This window comes from Flavobacterium gawalongense, from assembly GCF_007097265.1.
Lineage (GTDB): Bacteria > Bacteroidota > Bacteroidia > Flavobacteriales > Flavobacteriaceae > Flavobacterium > Flavobacterium gawalongense.
In genome coordinates this window covers 128,906-147,972 of sequence record NZ_VJZP01000006.1, presented here as the reverse complement: position 1 = coordinate 147,972, position 19,067 = coordinate 128,906, and the positions used below count along the sequence as shown (strand labels likewise).

Genomic DNA, 19,067 nt, shown 5'->3' with positions numbered 1-19,067 from the left:
AAGGCAGGAAATAGCTCTAAAAATTAGGCTTCTTTTTTCGCTTTTAATTTATTTACTGAAGCATTCAATTCAAAACCCAGCAGTAATATCATACAGTTGATCCAAATGTAAAACATCAGAATTAATAAGGTTCCTATCGAGCCATATAATTCATTGTATTTTGAGAATCGGATCACCCAAATCCCAAAAGCATAAGAATCTAAAAGCACCAATATAGTAGTAAATACGGAACCTATCGAGATAAAAGCCCTGTTTTTGTCATGTTTTGTACCGAATTTGAAAAGTATGGAAGTTGTGACTAAAATCATTAAAATCACAAATGCATATCGCCCTAAAATAATCAATTCAACTTGGTCACTCAATATCGTTTTTTGAATAAATACCTCAAAAACAACTATTATTGCTACGGTAACGATCAATAGCACTGACAATAATAATGACATGGCCAGAGCAACTATGTATTGGTGTATAAATCCTCTTTTGATGAGGACATGACGCGAGGATTCAAAGCCTCCTAAAATTCCATTTAACCCATTTGCCATCAGAAAAATAGACAATATAAATCCCGAAGACAATAAACCGGAATCACTGTTATTGAGAATATCATTGATAATTTTATAAATGGCGTCATACGTGTTTGGCGGTACTCCTTCTTTTACAAATAGAAGAAAATCATCCTGAAAACCTTCAATGGGAATGTAGGGAATAAGATTTAATATGAACAGCGCAAAAGGAAATAATGCCATGAAGAAACTAAATGCAATCGCACTGGCATGATAGGTCAAGGCACTTTCGACAATTCCTAATCCGTACAATTCCAATAAATCATACAAAGACAATCCCTGTAACCATGGGAGTTTTATCTTTTTTAACCCTCGGGCAAGATTCCGTATTACGAGGATTTTTTCTATTCTTTCTTCTATTTCTGCTGACATAAACTAAATTGCTTTTAAGCTCAAATCCATATTATAAACAGAATGTGTTAAGGCTCCAGACGAAATATAATTCACACCACATTCCGCATAATGACGAATCGTGTTTTCATTGATATTTCCCGATGATTCGGTTTGGCATTTGTCTCCTATCAAAGCTACTGCTTTTCGGGTATCTTCATAATTGAAATTGTCTATCAGAATTCTATAAACGCCTTCGCTCTGCAAGATTTCTTTGATTTCGTCTAAATTTCTGGCTTCGACAATGATTTTCAAATCCAGATTATTTTCTTTGAGATAGGCTTTGGTTTTGGCTATAGCCAAAGGAATTCCGCCGGCAAAATCATTGTGATTATCTTTGAGCATAATCATATCATATAAAGCAAAACGATGGTTTTCGCCACCTCCAATTTTCACTGCCCACTTTTCACAAGCTCTGAAACCAGGCGTTGTTTTGCGTGTGTCGAGGATTTTAGTTTTTGTTCCTTCCAGAAGCTGAACATATTCTTTGGTTTTGGTAGCGATTGCCGACATTCTCTGCATCGAATTCAAAACTACCCGTTCCGATTTCAAGATGGATTGTGAGCTTCCCGAAACATGAAAAACAACATCACCATATTTCACCGGAGTTCCGTCCTCAATGAACGTTTCTATTTGCAAATTAGAATCTACATATTCGAAAACCATTTTGGCGAAAGCCACACCGGCAATAATACCATCTTCTTTCACAAGTAACTTCGCTTTTCCAGTTGCCGTTGCAGGAATACAGGCCAAAGAGCTATAATCACCTGGACCAACATCTTCCCTTATGGCGTTTTCTATTAGTATGTGTAACTCGTTTTCGAACTGTGCTTCGCTAATCATTTTTATAGGAAATTTATGGAATGCTAAAGTAAGATTTATTTTGTGGATTTAAAAACATGTTCGCTGGGTTCTTTAGAAAAGAAGCAAACGAATCTATTTTTAATAAAGCATTGCAAAGCTATAAAAGACGAGGTTGTGATGGAATCTCCTGATACTAAACCAAAGCTCACCATAAAGTCACACTAAAAGATGGCTTCTTAACAAATACCAAAGAAAAAGTTAGTATGATAGTCCATTCTGCCATTTGGAAAGTAAAGCCCTTAAAATCAATCCTTATTATTTAGTCCAGTATTATTTAAAATCCTATATTTGGTTTCAGTAACAACAAAAAACACTGTTTATGAAATCTTTTTTAAGCCTCCTTTTTGTTTCCTCAATACTATTGGCTTCTTGTAAAAAAGAACTCGAACCACAACAAAGCACTACTCCAACAAACGTAGTTCCCTTTACCGAGGTTGGAAAACAGATGCAGAATCAATCCGCAATTTCTTCTCAAGTACAACAAGACCCCAATATGGTCAATCAAAATAAGGCTTTGGCAACACCAGCCCCTGTTGCCAAAGGAATGAATCCAGCGCACGGTCAACCCGGTCATCGTTGTGATATCCCTGTTGGTGCTCCATTAAATTCTCCGGTAGCCACAGCTAAAAATACTCCAGTAATTCAACCAGTTTCTACTAATCCCGTAACTTCTGCTCCAACAGTAACTACACCCACTCCTGAAGGAATGAACCCACCACACGGTCAAACAAACCACCGATGTGATATTGCCGTTGGCGCACCATTGCCTAAGTCATAATTTTAAGATAGCGTACGTTTACATGAGAACTGGCACGAATTCGTTTGAAAAATCAAAATCATGACTAAAGAAACAAAATATTATGCAAAAGCTGAAATGCTAATTAGAAAACCCATTGAACACGTTTTTCAGGCATTTATAAATCCAGAAATTACAACTAAATTTTGGTTTACTAAGAGTTCAGGAAAACTTGAAGAAGGAAAAGAAACCGAATGGACTTGGGAAATGTACAATCATTCTATTTTGGTTAGAACTAAAACGATAGAACGGAATAAAAAAATCATAATTGAATGGGGAAACTATGATGAAATTTCAACCGTTGAATGGACATTTAAAAATTTAGGAGAAGTTGGAACTTTTGTAAGCATTGTTAATAGCGGGTTTCAGGGCGAAACGGAAAAACTTATCTCACAAATACGGGATTCAACAGAAGGATTTACATTGGTTTTAGCAGGTTTAAAAGCTTATTTGGAACATAACATTCAGCTAAATTTAGTTTTTGACAGATTTCCAAAGGAACTTAATGAGTAAATAATAAACATCACACAGCTCGGAGAACTATTACTGTTGACTTCCAAGAAAACACAAGAAAAAAAGCACTTAAAAAAGCTCCTCAAATATTCCTATAAAAACTATTAAGCAGCTCTTTATATTAATTACCTAAATTCGATTATTATTTTCTTCCGTAGGAACTTTATATTGGTAGTAAAAAATTGGAAACCAATGATTTTTGTTCCGTTAGGAATTATACATTAATCTGCAGGTATAATCCCTACAGGATATTTTTTGATTTATCAATTAATTTTCTACCAATATTGAATCCCTACGGGATAATTTGAATTGAAAATCAATTAGTTAATTATCCGATTCAGGTCTATCAGCATTAAAAACAAGTAATCAAATATTTGATTTACAATTAATTAACAAAAATACATTTAGATTAACTTTTTATTTTTAACTAATTTTGTACTTTTAATATCCCAAAATAATTGCTTGTTTAAAATGATGCAATCTCCTTATTTTTTCCTGTTTTGTAATTTAAGTTCAATACATAAAAAGCTGTTTTATGGAAAATAAAAAAATAATCACCCAAAAAATCACACCTTGTTTATGGTTTAATGATAATGCAGAAGAAGCAGTGACTTTTTACGCATCTGTTTTTAAAAATTCAAAAATTGGAAAAGCAACCCATTACGGTAAAAATGCACCATTGCCGGAAGGAACAGTTTTAACGATTCCATTTCAATTAGACGGAGAAGATTTTTTGGCTTTGAATGGTGGACCGGTATTTACCTTTTCGGAAGCTATTTCATTCATCATTAATTGTGAAAACCAACGGGAGATTGATTCGTTTTGGGAAAAACTTTCTGAGGGCGGGCAAATTCAACAATGCGGATGGCTGAAAGATAAATTTGGTGTTTCCTGGCAAATTGTACCGGTTATATTGGGTGAAATGCTACAAAGCAACGATAGTGAAAAATCAAACCGGGTTATGCAGGCGATAATGCAAATGGTAAAAATTGATATCGAAAAGCTAGAAACAGCCTATCATGGTTAAAATAATTAAACCTTCAAAAAAAGCAATCCAAAGAAATTATTTAATTAAAAAACAAATAAAAATGGCACGAGTAAGCACATATCTAAACTTTCCTCGCAATACAGAGGAAGCATTTAATTTTTACAAATCCGTATTTGGAGGAGAATTTAGCGGAGGCGGAATAGCACGATTCAAAGACATTCCAGCAACAGAAGGAATGCCTCCAATTGATGAAAATGATAAAAATCTAATCATGCACATTGAATTACCAATTCTTGGCGGACACATTTTAATGGGAACTGACGCTCCTGAATCAATGGGTTTTAAAGTTAATTTTGGCAACAATGTTTATATCAATTTGGAACCAGACACAAGAGCCGAAACAAAAAAATTATTTGAATCATTGTCAAATGGAGGAACCATAACTATGGAACTTCAAGTAATGTTTTGGGGAGCCTATTATGGAAGTTGCACAGATAAATTCGGTGTTCAATGGATGTTTAACTGTGTTGAAAAAACAGAATAAATTGAGTTATGGACAAGAAAACCAAAACATTGATAACAGTTGAAACTGTTGTTAATGCCCCAATTGATACAGTTTGGAAAAAGTGGACAAACCCTGATGATATCGTTAAATGGAACAATGCCTCTGATGACTGGCACACAACCCGAGCCGAAAATGATTTGAAAATTGGAGGCAAATTTGTTTCAAGAATGGAAGCGAAAGATGGCAGTATGGGATTTGATTTTGAAGGTACTTATGACGATATAAAATCGAATGAACTTATTGAATATACAATTGGTGACAGTCGAAAAGTAAAAGTTCACTTTTCTAATGGAGACGATAAGACAAAAGTTATTGAAGTTTTTGAAGCCGAAAATGAAAATCCAATAGCCATGCAACAGTCGGGTTGGCAATCCATATTGAATAACTTCAAAAAATATACAGAATCTAAATTGTAAAAAAATCAAGAACTAGCTCAAAAAGTCCATTTATATCCTTACCGTATAAACACAAATTTTGGATTAGATATTTAAACACGAATTTCACTAATTTACACGAATTAATTAGTGGAAATTAGTGAAATTCGTGTTTGACTTTTTTATATTAACTTATAAATCAGTATAAATTCGTTTAATCAGCGTCATCTGCGTTCTTATTCTACTTGTGTCCATATGTTAGGATATAAATGGGCTTTTTTGTTAATCAAATACAATATCAATTTTCTATCTTTGCGCCTCTGAAATTCCACAAAATGAACATCAAACTTATTGCTATAGGTAAAACCGATAACAAAGCTTTACAATCTTTGATAGATGATTACACCAAGCGTTTGTCTTTTTATATCAAGTTCGATTTGGATATTATTCCTGACATCAAGAATGTAAAAAACCTGTCTGAAAGTCAGCAGAAAGAAAAAGAAGGCGAATTAATTTTGGCAAAAATCACACCTACAGACCAACTCATTTTATTGGATGAAAACGGAAAAAATTTTTCCAGCGTTGGTTTTTCAGAAGAATTACAAAAGAAAATGAATTCCGGTGTTAAAACCTTAGTTTTCGTAATTGGTGGTCCTTATGGCTTTTCGGAAACGGTTTATGCCAAAGCGCAGGGAAAAATCTCCCTTTCGTTAATGACTTTTTCACACCAAATGGTACGGTTGTTTTTTATAGAACAATTGTATCGTGGATTTACAATTTTGAGAAATGAGCCATATCATCATCAATAATTAGTTTGCAGTGTCCAGTCGCAGTTTTCAGTTCAAAAACTTCACATCCTAATCAACATTTAGAAAAATCTATTTTCGGTTTTATAAAAAAACAATTTGTAAAAATTTGTATCCAGGCGAATTTATGACATAATTTCAACCCTTCTATTTTTTCTTTGCTATTGTACCCGCTAACGACTCCAATTAGATAATCATTAGAACACAAAACACAACTATCTTAAAATCAATATTTTAACAATAAATTAATTTATTTAAAATATAAAATCCTTAAATTTATTATTATTTTAAGTCTAGGCTACTTACACTCACTTCTTGATCCAATCAGGGACACGCGACTTGTTAAAAGTAGCGATTACATTTTTTTTAACCTTTTAAATATTTTTATCATGAAACTCTTAATTAGGTTTTTAGCAATTTCAATTATTTTATTGGGTCTATTTTCCTGCGATGGAGACGGCTACTCAAGCGATCCTACTCCAATCCCAACCACAACAACTTTTAATGCTACCTTAAGTGGTGTGAGGGAAGTTCCTCCTAATAATTCGACAGCAACAGGAACTGCAGTGCTTACATTCAATAATACCACAAAAATATTTTCGATTACAGTAACACACAATGTTGTAGGAGCTAATGTCGCCCATATCCATAAAGGTGCCGTAGGGGTCAGTGGGGATATTGTTTTTCCTTTAACCAGTACCTCTGCAACAACTTACACTTACACAAGTCCTGCGTTAACAACTGCCCAGGAAGCTGACCTTAAAGCCGAGCTTTATTATGTAAACATACATAGTGCTACATATTCGTTGCCACTGGGAGAAATAAGGGGACAGCTTTTTAAACAGGGGACAGGAGGAGGATCTTATTAAATAATAACATTCTATTTTTGTACCGTTTCATCGGTAAAGCCTTTCTTTCGCAAAAAAGAAAGGCTTTTGCGTTTGTCCTAATTCCCCGCCCCCTATTTAAGTCGTTTAGAAAGTCCCAAACGTTGTCAATTCCAAAAAGCGTCGCTTTTTTTTGGGTCAGTAAACAAACTCTTCGTTGCCAACATTTAATTCCGACATTGAAAATTTTAAACTTTGTATCAAAATCTCATACTGCAAATAGCTTCCGAAAGACAACTCTTTTGCAAAGCAAAATACATATTTATTAGACTTGTCGCTTGGTAATGTATTCAGATAATCTTGAAATTTTTCTTTTTTTACAATTACATTATTAACCTGAACTTCGTTATTTTTCAAAAAAAAGACAACTATTCCTGACTTCGGTTTTTCTAATTTGTAAAACACATTTGTAAAAGGAATAAAGGCTAAGTTTTTTCCAATAGTATCGGCATAGGAATAATAATTCTGTGCTAATTCATTTTTATGAGCCTTTTCTTCCCGCTTTTTTTGTTGCAGTTTCATGACTTCAGGAATTACCAATCGCAAAGGCAAACGCTTGTCAATATTGAAAATCCAATTGGTAGAAATAATTTCGTTTTTTCTGTTTACTTCAGCCAAAGTATCTTTCTCTTTTGTTCTAAAAAAAATATAAATTGGTGAAAGATCATCTACATTTTTGACAATCGTTGTATTTGCTTTTGGCAATAATATGTCTTCTTTATTACCACAGGAAAGAAAAGTAAAAAGAACAATCAGACTAAAATATTTCATGCTTATAGATTGATTTTATTAAATAGCGTAACGCATTCCATCGCTTCTTTTACATCATGAACACGAAGGATTTTTGCACCTTTGGTTAATGCCAAAGTATTTAAAACTGTGGTTCCGTTCAACGCTTTTTCCACATTGGTATTCAGTGATTTATAAATCATTGATTTTCTGGAAATTCCAATAAGAAGTGGTAGTTCAAGCATTTTAAATAATTCCATTTTTTGAAAAACTTCATAATTCTGTTCTATTGTTTTGGCAAAGCCAAAGCCTGGATCAATAATTAAATCATTGATTCCAAAACTTCTTGCTTTGGCAATTAATTCCGAAAAATAAAACAACATTTCTTTTACAATATCCTCATAATTTGTGAGCTTTTGCATCGTTTGTGGATTGCCTCGCATGTGCATCATGATGTAAGGAACATTGTATTTTGCAATTACCTCAAACATTTTATCGTCCAGATTTCCAGCGGCGATATCGTTAATGATAGCAGCACCGTTTTCGATACTCGCTTTCGCCACTTCACTTCTAAAAGTATCAATAGACAGAATAGTTTCCGGAAAATGTTTTAAAATCAAATCAATAGCGGGAATAATTCTCGAAATTTCTTCTTGTTCAGAGACAAATTCGGCACTAGGCTTACTGGAATATGCGCCTAAATCAATGAATGTAGCGCCATCTATTAGCATTTTTTCGACTTGAGAAAGTATTTCGTTTTCATTTTTATACTTTCCACCATCAAAAAAAGAGTTGGGCGTAACATTCAAAATTCCCATTACCTTGGGAGTTGATACGTCTATGAGTTGTCCTTTGCAGTTAATAGTCATTTTTTTTAGTATTCAGTGTTCAGTCTCAGTTATCAGTTATCAAAACTTCTGCATTCAACATTCGTTAATCTTCATTCAACATTCAGCCGCAGTGTTCTATTTGCGGTTAACAGTCTTTGTCCTTTGTACTTAAATCTTAATTCTTTACTTTTGAAAAAATTTTAGACAAATATACACCAATAATGAAGAATACTTCAAAGGAATATGATACCGTGATTGCGATTTGTCGCTCGCTGTTTATCAACAAAATGAAAGATTACGGATGCGCATGGCGTATTTTAAGATTGCCTTCGTTGACAGACCAAATCTACATTAAAGCCCAAAGAATAAGAAGTTTACAAGAAAACGAAGTCCGTAAAATTGATGAAGATGAAACGGGTGAATTCATCGGAATTATCAATTATTCCATTATGGCATTGATTCAATTGGAATTAGGCGTTGCTGACCAACCTGATTTAGATGTCGAAAAAGCAACCGAATTATACGATGCTAAAGTTAAATTAACCAAAGAGTTAATGGAAGACAAAAATCATGATTATGGTGAAGCTTGGCGCGACATGCGCGTTAGTTCGTTAACGGATTTGATTTTGCAAAAACTACTTCGTGTAAAACAAATTGAAGATAATAAAGGTAAAACTTTGGTTTCTGAAGGTATTGATGCAAATTATCAGGATATGATTAATTATTCGGTTTTTGCATTGATTTTAATGGGTTTTTGTAAATAAAAATAAAACTATGAAAAATATAATTACACAATTTTCTAGAATTTTCGTTGGAATACTATTTATCATTTCGGGATTAATCAAACTAAATGACCCAATTGGGTTTTCTTATAAATTAGCTGAATATTTTAGTGAGCCGGTTTTCAATATGCCCTTTTTTGTTCCATTTGCCTTGGGAATCGCTTTGTTTCTAGTGATTCTTGAAGTGGTTTTGGGCATTATGCTACTTATTGGATACAAAACAAAATTCACAATTTGGAGTTTACTGGTTTTGATTGTACTATTTACTTTCTTGACTTTTTATTCTGCTTATTATAATGTGGTGAAAGATTGCGGTTGCTTTGGAGACGCTTTGAAACTTACACCGTGGCAGTCCTTCACTAAAGACATTGTTTTGTTATTTTTCATTCTAATATTGTTTTTCAACAAAAAACTGGTTCAACCATTATTTAGCAATAATGTTCAAAACATAATTATTTATACTAGCGTGATTTTGTGTTCGTTTATGGGAGTTTGGGTTTTAAACCATTTACCATTGATAGATTTCAGACCGTTCAAGGTGGGAAATAATATCCAAAAAGGAATGAGAATTCCTGATAATGCACCAAAAAGCGTAGTAGAAATGGTTTTCATTTATAAAGTAAATGGCGTTGACAAGGAATTTACTGAAAAGGATTTAATGGCTCTTCCTGAAGGAGCAGCTTTTGTGGATCGAAAAGACAAAGTAATTATAGAAGGTTATATCCCTCCTATCCATGATTTTACTATGGAAAAAGACGGCTCCGATTATAAAGATGAGTTGTTAGAAGAGCCCAAATTGGTCATCATTGTGACTTATGATTTGGTAAATGCAGATCAAAGTGGCTTAGCCAAAATGGAGAAATTAAACAAGGAAGCTAAAGCAAAAGGCTATAAAGTAATTGGTATGACAGCTTCTTCACCAGAAGAAATTGAAAAATCAAAAAAACAATCCGGAATAACATTCGATTTCTATTTTTGTGATGCCATCACTTTAAAAACTATTGAAAGAGCCAATCCTAGTATTGTAATTCTTGAAAAAGGAACGATAAAACAAAAAGTGCATCATAATGATCTTGCAGATTTGAAGTTATAAAAAAGTTTAAAGTTACTTGAAATATGAAATTTTAAACCTTAAACAATTTTATATATTCAACACTTTTTCCTAAAATAGATTCACAATAAAAAGATATTTCACTTTCATTACTAGAGTAACTACAACATTTAATATTGCATTTTTGCAGAAATATGTCTCAAAAAGTAATAAATTGGTTTGTTTTAAGAGCTAAAATTTCAATTTAATTAAACAAACACTTCTTTTAAAGTCTAACTATTACGATTTCACTACTTTTAACATTACAAAAAAATCATTTTTTGTGATATAATAGCGGAGAATTCAAAATTATCTAATCTATATTCTCCAATCAAATTGTTTGTTTAACTTTGTTCCAAAATTTTAAAAGATGAAAAAAATATTCGCTTTATTCATTGCTTTCATTACCTTTTCTTGCACTAATGCTCAAAAAACGGCATTTTCAAAAGAAGCATTATCAGAAACATTGTTATCAGCTGATGGAAGCCAAGTTGCTTTTAAGAATATTTTAAAAAAATATAAAGGCAAAACTCTAGTGATAGAAGTTTGGGCCTCTTGGTGTGGCGATTGTGTAAAAGCGATGCCGAAAATCAAAGAATTACAGGCTAATAATCCAGATGTGGCTTATGTATTTATTTCTATGGATAAAACAGCCGATAAATGGAAAATCGGTATTGAAAAACACGAAATGAAAGGAGAACACTTCATGGCAAATGACCAGATGAAAGGTGTTTTTGCAAAAGCGATTGACCTGGATTGGATTCCAAGATATATAATTATAGACAAAACCGGCAAAATTGTTTTATATCGTGCGATAGAAACTGATTTTGACTTAATAAATGAAACTTTAAAAAAATTGAAATAATAGCACTATTAATTTCAAAACAAACTATCTAACTAAAATAAAAACAAGAAAAATGAGAAAGAAGATCGTAGCAGGAAACTGGAAAATGCATAAAAACGCAGAACAAACGGAAGATTTATTGAACGAATTAATTGCAAAAATCCCAACAGAGACTAAGGCACAAGTGATTGTCGCTCCAACTTTTGTTAACTTGGCTTCTGCTGTAGATCATTTAGAGTTTACCAATATTGATGTAGCCGCACAAAATGTACATCAGGCAGAAAGTGGTGCTTTTACAGGTGAAATTTCAGCTGATATGCTTAAAAGTGTAGGTGTCAATATCGTAATTCTTGGACATTCAGAGCGTAGAGCAATTTTCAATGAAACAGATGCTTTAATTGCTAGTAAAGTAAATACCGCTTTAGAACATGACATGACTGTTATTTTCTGTTTTGGTGAAGAATTAAAAGACCGTCAATCTAAAAATCATTTTAATGTAGTTGAAAATCAATTGCGAGATGGTTTGTTTCATATTGAAGCTAAAGACTGGGCAAATGTTGTTTTAGCATATGAGCCAGTTTGGGCAATTGGAACTGGAGAAACAGCTTCTCCGGAACAAGCACAAGAAATGCACGAATTCATCAGAGAAACGGTTCGTAAAGCTTTTGGAAGCGATATCGCAGAAGATGTTTCAATTCTTTACGGAGGAAGTGTAAAACCAGAAAATGCAAAAGAAATTTTCTCTAAACCGGATGTAGACGGTGGTCTTATTGGTGGAGCTGCACTAAAAGCAGATGATTTTGTAGCAATTGTAAATGCTATTTAATAATTTAGATTAAACTTTGTAAATAGAATCCTCAATTACAAATGTAATTGGGGATTTTTTTTATCTAACTTAGAAATAAACAAAACTATTCATATCTTACTTTAGCAACTAAGGTAAATAATCATAAATTGACACAAAGATATAAAGGCAGGAAGGAAATTAATAACAATTGCTTATACTATCAAATGGCTTAAAACCTGGTGTATTTTTGACTTGGTAACAACAAAATGGTTTCTATTTAGTTCTAGAATAGTTACAAATAAATAATTCAAAAAAACACAATACAAAAACCCATGAAATCAGAAGGTTTAATTAAAAAATCAGGAAGAAAAATTTGGCAAAAATGGTCCATTGCAATCCGAATAATCCCTTTAATCATTTTAATAGCAACATTAAAAATTATTTCCCATAATTATGGATTAGAAGTAATTGAATTAAATGCACTTTTTACAAGTTTAGTGGCTGGTACCATATTCCTTATAGGATTTTTAATTAGTGGTGTACTATCCGATTATAAGGAGAGTGAAAAATTGCCCAGTGAACTTTCGGCATCCATGAAATCATTATTTGATGACACTTACACTATTTATAAAAGCAAAAATACTCCAACAGCTCTCGAATTTATAGAATTCCAAAAATCCTTTTACAGTTCCCTTGTTGATTGGTTTTACAAAAATGAAAAAACCGAATCAATATTAAAAAAAATAAGCGATATGAATCATTTTTTTATTGAGCTTGATAAAGAAGGAATTCAAGCGGGGTATATCATTAAAATGAAAAATGAGCAAAATAGTCTTCGAAAAATGATATTGAGAATCGATACCATCAGAGACACTGATTTTATTGGTTCAGCTTATGCAATTCTGGAAGCAATGGGTTTTTTAATTGGATGCTGTCTTCTAATTATAAAAATCGAGCCCTTTTATGCTTCGCTATTTTTTACATTAGTAGTAACGTTTTTAATTTCTTATATGTTTATGTTAATCAAAGACCTTGATAATCCATTCGATTATTCCCAAAATGGTGAGAGTGGAACAGAGATTTCATTAAAACCAATTCATGACCTTAAAATTGTGATCAACGATTTTATATAAAAAATTAAACAGCGTCTTTTTCACATACCATTTATAATATTTCATTGCGTCAAACCTTACGGTTTATAATGCCTAGTTTAAAATTTCCTTGAATATTTACTTACCTTTGCAAAAAAAAACATGTCAAACATTTATATCGGATATCATTTTACCATAGAACCAAAAGACTCGAGCGATAGCGAACAGGCGAAGCAATTAGGTTCGGAAATATTAATTGCCCAATTAGGAGAAAAAGCATTTGAAAGTTTTACTGAAACCGAAACTGGTATTTCTGCTTTTGTGCAAAAAGATTTATGGGATGAAATGATTCTTAATGACATTCACATTTTACAATCGGAGGAATTCAAAATTGACTACACTTTTGAAGAAATCGAGCAAGTCAACTGGAATGAGGAATGGGAAAAGAATTTTGAACCGATTGATGTAGATGGAAACTGTCATGTACGTGCGCCTTTTCATCCAAAAACTGATGCCGAATTTGATATTGTAATTGAACCAAAAATGAGTTTTGGAACAGGTCATCACGAAACCACTCACATGATGATTCAACATTTATTGGAAATAGATGTTACTGGATTAAAAACACTTGACATGGGTTGCGGAACCGCAATTTTAGCTATTCTTGCTGAAATGAAAGGTGCTCAGCCTATTGATGCCATTGATATTGACAACTGGTGTTATTTGAATTCTATCGAAAATGCCGAACGCAATAATTGTGGACATATTTCAGTTTATGAAGGAGATGCCGCATTGTTGAAAGACAAAAAATATGATTTGATAATTGCTAACATCAATAGAAATATTTTGTTGAACGATATGCAAAGTTATGTGGATTGTTTGAATCCAAAAGGAACCTTACTTTTAAGCGGTTTCTATGAAGAAGACATCCCATTTATTGACGCTTCTTGTACTGAGAAAGGGTTAACTTATGTTAAAAAGTTCCAAAAAAATAATTGGGTTTCTTTAAAATACGTAAATTAGTTTAATATTTTTTTTTATTAATAAAACGAGTACAAAAAACCTACAAAATGAGTACTAAAGAAAAAGTAAGAGAAAGAGTCAGTGTAAAAGAAATTATATCAATAAATAACGAAATTATTGTCTATAATGATGATGTAAACACTTTTGATCATGTTATAGAAACTTTAATACGTGTTTGTAATCACACTGCAGAACAAGCGGAACAATGTTCGTTGATTGTTCATTACAACGGAAAATGTACGGTAAAAACAGGTCCTTACAACAAACTAAAACCTCAGTGTACCCAACTATTAGAAGCTGGATTAACTGCTGAAATTATATAGCCGTATTTAAATCACATAGTCTATTATAGAATTATTGTAAATAATTCAAAAAATATATACTTTTATTATATATTTGAACAATAAATTAGGCTTTTATGGAAGAATACGGTAAAATTTTAGTTTTTGTAATGCCCGTTTTTTTGATATTAATCATAATAGAAAAAACATATGGCCATTATAAAGGAGAAAACACTTCTCCTAATATGGATTCTGTTTCGAGCGTAAGTTCAGGAATGGTCAATTCCGTAAAAGATGTTTTAGGACTTAGCATCACACTCATTTCTTATGATTGGATTGTTTCTAAAATAGCACTTTTCCATTTAGAGGCTACTACCCTTGCTTACCTCATCGGTTTTATAGCTATCGATTTTTATGGCTATTGGAGCCATCGTTTCTCGCATCAAATCAATTTTTTATGGAATAAACATGCTATTCATCACAGTAGCGAAGAGTTTAACTTAGCTTGTGCTTTACGCCAACCCATATCCAGTTTTGTAAATTTATTTACTTTTCTGCTTATTCCTGCGGCTCTTTTCGGAGTTCCTTCAAAAGTGATTGCGGTTACACTTCCCATTCATTTATTTCTTCAATTTTGGTATCATACCAAACACATTAAAAAAATTGGGTTTCTGGAAAATATTCTTGTTTCACCCTCCCATCATCGGGTGCATCATGCTATCAATCCAGAATATATGGATAAAAACCATTCCCAAATATTTATAATTTGGGATAAGTTATTTGGAACATTTCAGGAAGAGTTAGAAACTGTTCCGCCAGTTTTTGGAATCACAAGACCCGCACAAACCTGGAATCCAATCCGTATTAATTTTCAACATCTTTGGTTAATGATAACGGATGCTTGGCGCGCCGAAAATTGGAAAGACAAATTTGCCATTTGGTTTAAACCAACGGGATGGCGTCCAGAAAATTTTGAAGAAAAATATCCTGTACACAAGATTAAGAATGTTTATGATTTTGAAAAATATGGCACCCAACACTCCAAAAAACTCATGATTTGGTCCATGGTTCAAGCGATAATCACTTTATTGTTCATTAGCTATTTATACAATTCTATTGCCATAATAGGTTTACCCAACGTATTTATATATGGTGCTTTTATTTTTGTCACTGTGTATAGTTACACCGAACTAATGGATGCCCGAAAAATCTCAATACTTTGGGAAATCCTCCGATTTGCATTTGGGATAGCTATAATTGCATATTTGGGTGACTGGTTTTCAATGAATCAACTTTTCCCTTTAGCAAATTATATCATTATTGGATATCTTACGTTATCATTAATAGCCACAATCTATTTTGTAAGCGTAAATTTTGAAAAGGAAAAAGTGGCGTTAGCATAATCTTAAAAATAATTCATGAGAAGTACCTTATCATTCAAAGCCTATATAGGAATTAGTTTTCTTTATCTTTTATTAATTATTTTAGGAAAAGAAGATATTGCCTGGTTTTTAAAACCCTTTTTGATTCCTTTTCTTATATCGGCAGTTTATTTCTGTGGAGACTTTCCATCAAAAAGATTTCTTTCAATAGCCTTAACTTTTTCTTGGATGGGAGATGTAATTTTAATGTTCGCTGACCAAGCAGAAATATATTTTATACTTGGATTAGTAGTATTCCTGATTTCGCACATTGCTTATATCATTTTGTTCAGCAAACAATTAAGGATAAATTCGTCCAGAAACAATGCCGTTTTCTGGGTAGGCATCACAGCTATTATTGTATATTTAGTAGTAATGTTTTTACTATTATTACCCACTTTAGGCGATTTAAAAGTGCCGGTTTTGGTTTATGCTATCGTTCTGTCTACAATGCTTTTATTTGCATTTAAAGGGTATTTAAAATGGAGTAAACCTGCTGGGGCTTATATATTACTGGGTGCTGTTATTTTTGTAAGTTCGGATAGTATTCTGGCTTTCAATAAATTTTATGAACCCATTCCCTTTAGTTCTTTTCTTATAATGGCAACATACTTAATAGCACAATACTTGATTGTAGTTGGTATTTTGAAATTAAACAGAAAAAAATAGCATTCACTTATTTTAGAAAATGCTATTTAAAATTTTAATTAAAGTGGGATTAATGAGGCAATTTATCTTTCAATAATCCATAAATAAAGGTACCTAACAAAGCTCCCAAAAGCACTAAGAGCACACTCCAGAAACCAGCACCCAGCAAAATAAATATCGGGCCTGGGCAAGAACCTACAAGAGCCCAACCTAATCCAAAAAATAATCCGCCAATCCAATAGCGGGAAGAACCTACTTCTTTATCAATAATTTCTATTGGTTGTCCTTTTATATCTTTCAAGTTATTTCTTTTTATGATTTGAATGCCAATAATTCCTGTCAAAATAGCCACAGCAATAATTCCATACATGTGAAATGACTGAAATTGAAACATTTCATAAATGCGGTACCATGAAACCGCTTCTGATTTTGTAAGTACAATTCCAAAAACAAATCCGACAAATAAATATTTTAATACGTTCATATTCTAAAAAATTAATGGTAATAAAAAATGAGCCATAATCAATCCGCCAACAAAAAATCCTATAACGGCTTTTAAGGATGGAAGTTGCAAATTACTTAAGCCTGATATGGCATGTCCTGAAGTACATCCTCCGGCATAACGAGAACCAAAACCTATTAAACCCCCTCCTATAATAAGGATAAAAATGCTTTTGGGAGATTGCCAAATTTGTGTACCGAAAAGTGCATCTGGCATTAATTTTCCGTTTGGAGCATCAATTCCCAATTGCGCTAACTGTGCAATAGTTTTTGGGTTTACAGCAACATTTGAAGCATCACCCATAAAATGAACTGCAACAAAACCACCCAACATAGCTCCCAATACAACTGCTAAATTCCAACGTTGTGCTTTCCAATCAAAATCAAAAAATTCCACTCGTTTACCCAAACCAGCCATAGAACATAGTGAGCGTAGATTAGAAGACATGCCGAAAGTCTTTCCAAAATAGATAAGACATAGCATAATCATGCCTATCAAAAATCCGGAAACATACCAAGACCATGTTTGATAAATTAAATTCATATTATTTCTTTTTTTGTAAAAATAAGGATTCTGTTTTTTAAAAAAAGTACAATTGAGGCACAATTGTTGTTCAAAGTAAGAAACCGTTTAAAGTTCTGATTATATTTGTATTTTTTAAATTAGGTTACACTATTATATTGCATAAAATAGTATTCCAAAATTAAGAAAAAAATAATCAAAATAATTCTTAGTTCAAAGTTTAAGGAAGTTTAAAAAAATATGAAAAAATGAAAAAGTCACTACTTTTTATCGCTTTGCTACTCGTTTGTGTTTCTTGCATAAGTACCAAATCTACTTTGAAAAATGTGGATAGCAATGCGCCTAATCTCAGAGTTACAGATCAAAATACTTTTTTAATAACGGAATATAGTAAAGACAAAAAATATGGTTATGACCAGGACTATCCCATCAACCTATTTTATGGAAACACAGCAAACGAGACGATTAATCAAGAACGTTTTTTGAATGCATTGGCTGGACCTAAAGGTGGGAAAATCACCTATACAAAATTAGAAAGCTGCTGTCCGTTTCCAACAAAAAATACTGATTTGGGTGCAGGTTTTCTGGATGTGTATGAACTAAAATGGGAAGGTCAAAAAAAACCTGTAAAACTCTATTTGAATATTTACGAAAAAGGAATTTTAATGGTACCCGTTGGTCTTACTTTAAAAAAATAATTAAATACACAAACGACTTCCCTAGCCCTGATTACTTCACCCTGCATTTATTTTAATTGGTGTTCAGTGAATTTCATTTGAAGTGAAAATCTTTTTCTTTTTTGCTGCCAAAAAGGAAAAGATTACTTCACAAAGTTTTATTTTTATTAGAGTTCAGTGAATTTTATTTGTAACGGATAGCAGGAATTAGCTTCAAAAAAATACTAAATCATAATTTCTAATTACCTTTGCACTTTCAAAAAAAAAATATTTATGAACATACAACATATTCCACAAATCAAACATACTGAAAGTGGTAACTTCTTCCTACTTGCTGGTCCTTGTGCCATTGAAGGGGAAGAAATGGCAATGCGCATTGCCGAAAAACTAGTTGGAATCACAGATAAACTGGAGATTCCATTTGTATTTAAAGGTTCTTTTAAGAAAGCTAATCGCTCTAGAATTGACAGTTTTTCTGGAATTGGAGATGAAAAAGCATTGAAAATCCTTAGAAAAGTATCTGAAACTTTTGGAGTTCCTACAGTAACTGACATTCATACCAATGAAGATGCGGAAATGGCTGCTCAATATGTAGATGTGCTTCAAATTCCCGCTTTTTTGGTTCGTCAAACTGATTTAGTTGTGGCTGCTGCCAATACTGGAAAAGTCGTAAACTTGAAAAAAGGACAATTTATGAGTCCGGAAAGTATGAAACATGCCGTACAAAAAGTACTGGATTGCAACAATCAAAACGTAATGGTTACGGATCGTGGAACGATGTTTGGCTACCAAGACATGATTGTGGATTTTAGAGGAATTCCTACGATGCAACACTATGCGACTACCGTTCTTGATGTTACGCATTCGCTGCAACAACCCAACCAAACGGCTGGAGTAACTGGCGGAAGACCTGATATGATCGAAACTATTGCCAAAGCTGGAATTGCTGTAGGTGTAGATGGAATTTTTATCGAAACTCATTTTGATCCCGCTAATGCGAAAAGTGATGGAGCTAATATGCTTCATTTAGACTATTTTGAAGGTTTAATGACCAAATTAGTTGCCATAAGAAAAACTATAAATCAGTTTTAAAT

24 protein-coding genes are annotated in these 19,067 nt (G+C 32.7%); 18 read left to right on the top strand and 6 right to left on the bottom strand.

Annotated elements, in window-relative coordinates; genetic code table 11:
* Nucleotides 1–23 precede the first annotated feature (23 nt).
* Nucleotides 24–935 carry a YihY/virulence factor BrkB family protein gene (locus tag FNW38_RS05505; protein WP_143386220.1) on the bottom strand — a complete coding sequence of 304 codons (912 nt, stop codon included), beginning with the start codon at nt 933–935 and terminating at the stop codon, nt 24–26.
* A gap of 3 nt (nt 936–938) precedes the next feature.
* On the bottom strand, nt 939–1,796 hold the full coding sequence (gene nadC, locus FNW38_RS05500; protein ID WP_143386221.1) for a carboxylating nicotinate-nucleotide diphosphorylase: 858 nt from the start codon (nt 1,794–1,796) through the stop codon (nt 939–941).
* Nucleotides 1,797–2,136: 340 nt separating this feature from the next.
* Here nadC and FNW38_RS05495 point away from each other — a divergent pair, with 340 nt between their 5' ends.
* The 7 genes from FNW38_RS05495 to FNW38_RS05465 all read left to right on the top strand — a co-directional run bounded on the left by FNW38_RS05495 (nt 2,137) and on the right by FNW38_RS05465 (nt 6,728).
* Nucleotides 2,137–2,595, top strand: coding sequence for a hypothetical protein (locus FNW38_RS05495; protein WP_144064669.1), 459 nt, complete (start codon nt 2,137–2,139; stop codon nt 2,593–2,595).
* Nucleotides 2,596–2,655: 60 nt separating this feature from the next.
* The gene (locus FNW38_RS05490) at nt 2,656–3,126 is read left to right on the top strand and encodes an SRPBCC family protein (RefSeq protein ID WP_144064668.1); all 471 of its coding nucleotides are present in this window, start codon (nt 2,656–2,658) and stop codon (nt 3,124–3,126) included.
* Nucleotides 3,127–3,661: 535 nt separating this feature from the next.
* Complete coding sequence (locus FNW38_RS05485; RefSeq protein ID WP_143386224.1) at nt 3,662–4,153, top strand: VOC family protein; 492 nt, start codon at nt 3,662–3,664, stop codon at nt 4,151–4,153.
* Nucleotides 4,154–4,214: 61 nt separating this feature from the next.
* Nucleotides 4,215–4,658: a VOC family protein gene (locus FNW38_RS05480; RefSeq protein WP_143386225.1), complete on the top strand. Its 444-nt coding sequence runs from the start codon at nt 4,215–4,217 to the stop codon at nt 4,656–4,658.
* Nucleotides 4,659–4,666: 8 nt separating this feature from the next.
* Nucleotides 4,667–5,095 (top strand): SRPBCC family protein, encoded by a 429-nt coding sequence (locus FNW38_RS05475; protein ID WP_143386226.1) that lies wholly within the window; start codon nt 4,667–4,669, stop codon nt 5,093–5,095.
* A 293-nt stretch (nt 5,096–5,388) separates the two neighbouring features.
* Nucleotides 5,389–5,862 carry a 23S rRNA (pseudouridine(1915)-N(3))-methyltransferase RlmH gene (gene rlmH / locus FNW38_RS05470; protein ID WP_039109797.1) on the top strand — a complete coding sequence of 158 codons (474 nt, stop codon included), beginning with the start codon at nt 5,389–5,391 and terminating at the stop codon, nt 5,860–5,862.
* 428 nt (nt 5,863–6,290) lie between these two features.
* Entirely contained in the window at nt 6,291–6,728 is a 438-nt protein-coding gene (locus tag FNW38_RS05465) for a CHRD domain-containing protein (protein ID WP_185963086.1), read from the top strand.
* A 156-nt stretch (nt 6,729–6,884) separates the two neighbouring features.
* On the opposite strand, the gene FNW38_RS05460 is transcribed toward FNW38_RS05465, so the two are convergent.
* Complete coding sequence (locus tag FNW38_RS05460) at nt 6,885–7,517, bottom strand: hypothetical protein (RefSeq protein ID WP_144064667.1); 633 nt, start codon at nt 7,515–7,517, stop codon at nt 6,885–6,887.
* 2 nt (nt 7,518–7,519) lie between these two features.
* Nucleotides 7,520–8,344, bottom strand: a complete 825-nt coding sequence (gene folP, locus FNW38_RS05455; protein WP_143386229.1) for a dihydropteroate synthase — start codon at nt 8,342–8,344, stop codon at nt 7,520–7,522.
* Between the two features lie 182 nt (nt 8,345–8,526).
* On the opposite strand from folP, the gene FNW38_RS05450 reads away from it, so the two are divergent.
* The 9 genes from FNW38_RS05450 to FNW38_RS05410 all read left to right on the top strand — a co-directional run bounded on the left by FNW38_RS05450 (nt 8,527) and on the right by FNW38_RS05410 (nt 16,293).
* Nucleotides 8,527–9,069, top strand: a complete 543-nt coding sequence (locus FNW38_RS05450; protein WP_143386230.1) for a DUF1599 domain-containing protein — start codon at nt 8,527–8,529, stop codon at nt 9,067–9,069.
* A 10-nt stretch (nt 9,070–9,079) separates the two neighbouring features.
* Complete coding sequence (locus tag FNW38_RS05445) at nt 9,080–10,180, top strand: BT_3928 family protein (RefSeq protein WP_144064666.1); 1,101 nt, start codon at nt 9,080–9,082, stop codon at nt 10,178–10,180.
* A gap of 367 nt (nt 10,181–10,547) precedes the next feature.
* Nucleotides 10,548–11,042: a TlpA family protein disulfide reductase gene (locus FNW38_RS05440; RefSeq protein WP_143386232.1), complete on the top strand. Its 495-nt coding sequence runs from the start codon at nt 10,548–10,550 to the stop codon at nt 11,040–11,042.
* 52 nt (nt 11,043–11,094) lie between these two features.
* Nucleotides 11,095–11,847 carry a triose-phosphate isomerase gene (gene tpiA, locus FNW38_RS05435; protein ID WP_143386233.1) on the top strand — a complete coding sequence of 251 codons (753 nt, stop codon included), beginning with the start codon at nt 11,095–11,097 and terminating at the stop codon, nt 11,845–11,847.
* Between the two features lie 293 nt (nt 11,848–12,140).
* Entirely contained in the window at nt 12,141–12,941 is an 801-nt protein-coding gene (locus tag FNW38_RS05430; RefSeq protein WP_143386234.1) for a hypothetical protein, read from the top strand.
* Between the two features lie 120 nt (nt 12,942–13,061).
* A complete protein-coding gene (gene prmA, locus FNW38_RS05425; RefSeq protein ID WP_143386235.1) occupies nt 13,062–13,922 on the top strand; it encodes a 50S ribosomal protein L11 methyltransferase in 861 nt (286 codons plus the stop codon).
* Between the two features lie 47 nt (nt 13,923–13,969).
* Nucleotides 13,970–14,245 carry an ATP-dependent Clp protease adaptor ClpS gene (locus FNW38_RS05420; protein WP_143386236.1) on the top strand — a complete coding sequence of 92 codons (276 nt, stop codon included), beginning with the start codon at nt 13,970–13,972 and terminating at the stop codon, nt 14,243–14,245.
* Between the two features lie 95 nt (nt 14,246–14,340).
* On the top strand, nt 14,341–15,606 hold the full coding sequence (locus FNW38_RS05415) for a sterol desaturase family protein (RefSeq protein WP_143386237.1): 1,266 nt from the start codon (nt 14,341–14,343) through the stop codon (nt 15,604–15,606).
* 15 nt (nt 15,607–15,621) lie between these two features.
* On the top strand, nt 15,622–16,293 hold the full coding sequence (locus FNW38_RS05410) for a lysoplasmalogenase (protein ID WP_144064665.1): 672 nt from the start codon (nt 15,622–15,624) through the stop codon (nt 16,291–16,293).
* 49 nt (nt 16,294–16,342) lie between these two features.
* Here the strand turns inward: FNW38_RS05410 and FNW38_RS05405 are convergent, their stop codons facing one another.
* Nucleotides 16,343–16,756: a DUF6691 family protein gene (locus tag FNW38_RS05405; RefSeq protein ID WP_143386239.1), complete on the bottom strand. Its 414-nt coding sequence runs from the start codon at nt 16,754–16,756 to the stop codon at nt 16,343–16,345.
* 3 nt (nt 16,757–16,759) lie between these two features.
* Nucleotides 16,760–17,317 carry a YeeE/YedE family protein gene (locus tag FNW38_RS05400; protein ID WP_144064664.1) on the bottom strand — a complete coding sequence of 186 codons (558 nt, stop codon included), beginning with the start codon at nt 17,315–17,317 and terminating at the stop codon, nt 16,760–16,762.
* Nucleotides 17,318–17,544: 227 nt separating this feature from the next.
* Between FNW38_RS05400 and FNW38_RS05395 the strand changes: the two genes are divergently transcribed.
* Both FNW38_RS05395 and kdsA read left to right on the top strand, forming a co-directional pair.
* Nucleotides 17,545–17,994, top strand: coding sequence for a 2-dehydro-3-deoxyphosphooctonate aldolase (locus tag FNW38_RS05395; RefSeq protein WP_144064663.1), 450 nt, complete (start codon nt 17,545–17,547; stop codon nt 17,992–17,994).
* 252 nt (nt 17,995–18,246) lie between these two features.
* Nucleotides 18,247–19,065: a 3-deoxy-8-phosphooctulonate synthase gene (gene kdsA, locus FNW38_RS05390; protein ID WP_143386242.1), complete on the top strand. Its 819-nt coding sequence runs from the start codon at nt 18,247–18,249 to the stop codon at nt 19,063–19,065.
* Nucleotides 19,066–19,067 lie beyond the last annotated feature (2 nt).

Excerpts from the sequence above, each read along its gene's own strand:
- kdsA (WP_143386242.1), top strand. The coding sequence starts at position 18,247 with ATGAACATACAACATATTCCACAAATCAAACATACTGAAAGTGGTAAC.
- nadC (WP_143386221.1), bottom strand. The coding sequence starts at position 1,796 with ATGATTAGCGAAGCACAGTTCGAAAACGAGTTACACATACTAATAGAA.
- FNW38_RS05495 (WP_144064669.1), top strand. The coding sequence starts at position 2,137 with ATGAAATCTTTTTTAAGCCTCCTTTTTGTTTCCTCAATACTATTGGCT.
- FNW38_RS05445 (WP_144064666.1), top strand. The coding sequence starts at position 9,080 with ATGAAAAATATAATTACACAATTTTCTAGAATTTTCGTTGGAATACTA.
- FNW38_RS05505 (WP_143386220.1), bottom strand. The coding sequence starts at position 935 with ATGTCAGCAGAAATAGAAGAAAGAATAGAAAAAATCCTCGTAATACGG.
- rlmH (WP_039109797.1), top strand. The coding sequence starts at position 5,389 with ATGAACATCAAACTTATTGCTATAGGTAAAACCGATAACAAAGCTTTA.
- prmA (WP_143386235.1), top strand. The coding sequence starts at position 13,062 with ATGTCAAACATTTATATCGGATATCATTTTACCATAGAACCAAAAGAC.
- FNW38_RS05450 (WP_143386230.1), top strand. The coding sequence starts at position 8,527 with ATGAAGAATACTTCAAAGGAATATGATACCGTGATTGCGATTTGTCGC.
- FNW38_RS05440 (WP_143386232.1), top strand. The coding sequence starts at position 10,548 with ATGAAAAAAATATTCGCTTTATTCATTGCTTTCATTACCTTTTCTTGC.
- FNW38_RS05400 (WP_144064664.1), bottom strand. The coding sequence starts at position 17,317 with ATGAATTTAATTTATCAAACATGGTCTTGGTATGTTTCCGGATTTTTG.
- FNW38_RS05485 (WP_143386224.1), top strand. The coding sequence starts at position 3,662 with ATGGAAAATAAAAAAATAATCACCCAAAAAATCACACCTTGTTTATGG.
- tpiA (WP_143386233.1), top strand. The coding sequence starts at position 11,095 with ATGAGAAAGAAGATCGTAGCAGGAAACTGGAAAATGCATAAAAACGCA.
- folP (WP_143386229.1), bottom strand. The coding sequence starts at position 8,344 with ATGACTATTAACTGCAAAGGACAACTCATAGACGTATCAACTCCCAAG.
- FNW38_RS05405 (WP_143386239.1), bottom strand. The coding sequence starts at position 16,756 with ATGAACGTATTAAAATATTTATTTGTCGGATTTGTTTTTGGAATTGTA.
- FNW38_RS05420 (WP_143386236.1), top strand. The coding sequence starts at position 13,970 with ATGAGTACTAAAGAAAAAGTAAGAGAAAGAGTCAGTGTAAAAGAAATT.
- FNW38_RS05460 (WP_144064667.1), bottom strand. The coding sequence starts at position 7,517 with ATGAAATATTTTAGTCTGATTGTTCTTTTTACTTTTCTTTCCTGTGGT.
- FNW38_RS05410 (WP_144064665.1), top strand. The coding sequence starts at position 15,622 with ATGAGAAGTACCTTATCATTCAAAGCCTATATAGGAATTAGTTTTCTT.
- FNW38_RS05430 (WP_143386234.1), top strand. The coding sequence starts at position 12,141 with ATGAAATCAGAAGGTTTAATTAAAAAATCAGGAAGAAAAATTTGGCAA.
- FNW38_RS05490 (WP_144064668.1), top strand. The coding sequence starts at position 2,656 with ATGACTAAAGAAACAAAATATTATGCAAAAGCTGAAATGCTAATTAGA.
- FNW38_RS05415 (WP_143386237.1), top strand. The coding sequence starts at position 14,341 with ATGGAAGAATACGGTAAAATTTTAGTTTTTGTAATGCCCGTTTTTTTG.
- FNW38_RS05475 (WP_143386226.1), top strand. The coding sequence starts at position 4,667 with ATGGACAAGAAAACCAAAACATTGATAACAGTTGAAACTGTTGTTAAT.
- FNW38_RS05395 (WP_144064663.1), top strand. The coding sequence starts at position 17,545 with ATGAAAAAGTCACTACTTTTTATCGCTTTGCTACTCGTTTGTGTTTCT.
- FNW38_RS05480 (WP_143386225.1), top strand. The coding sequence starts at position 4,215 with ATGGCACGAGTAAGCACATATCTAAACTTTCCTCGCAATACAGAGGAA.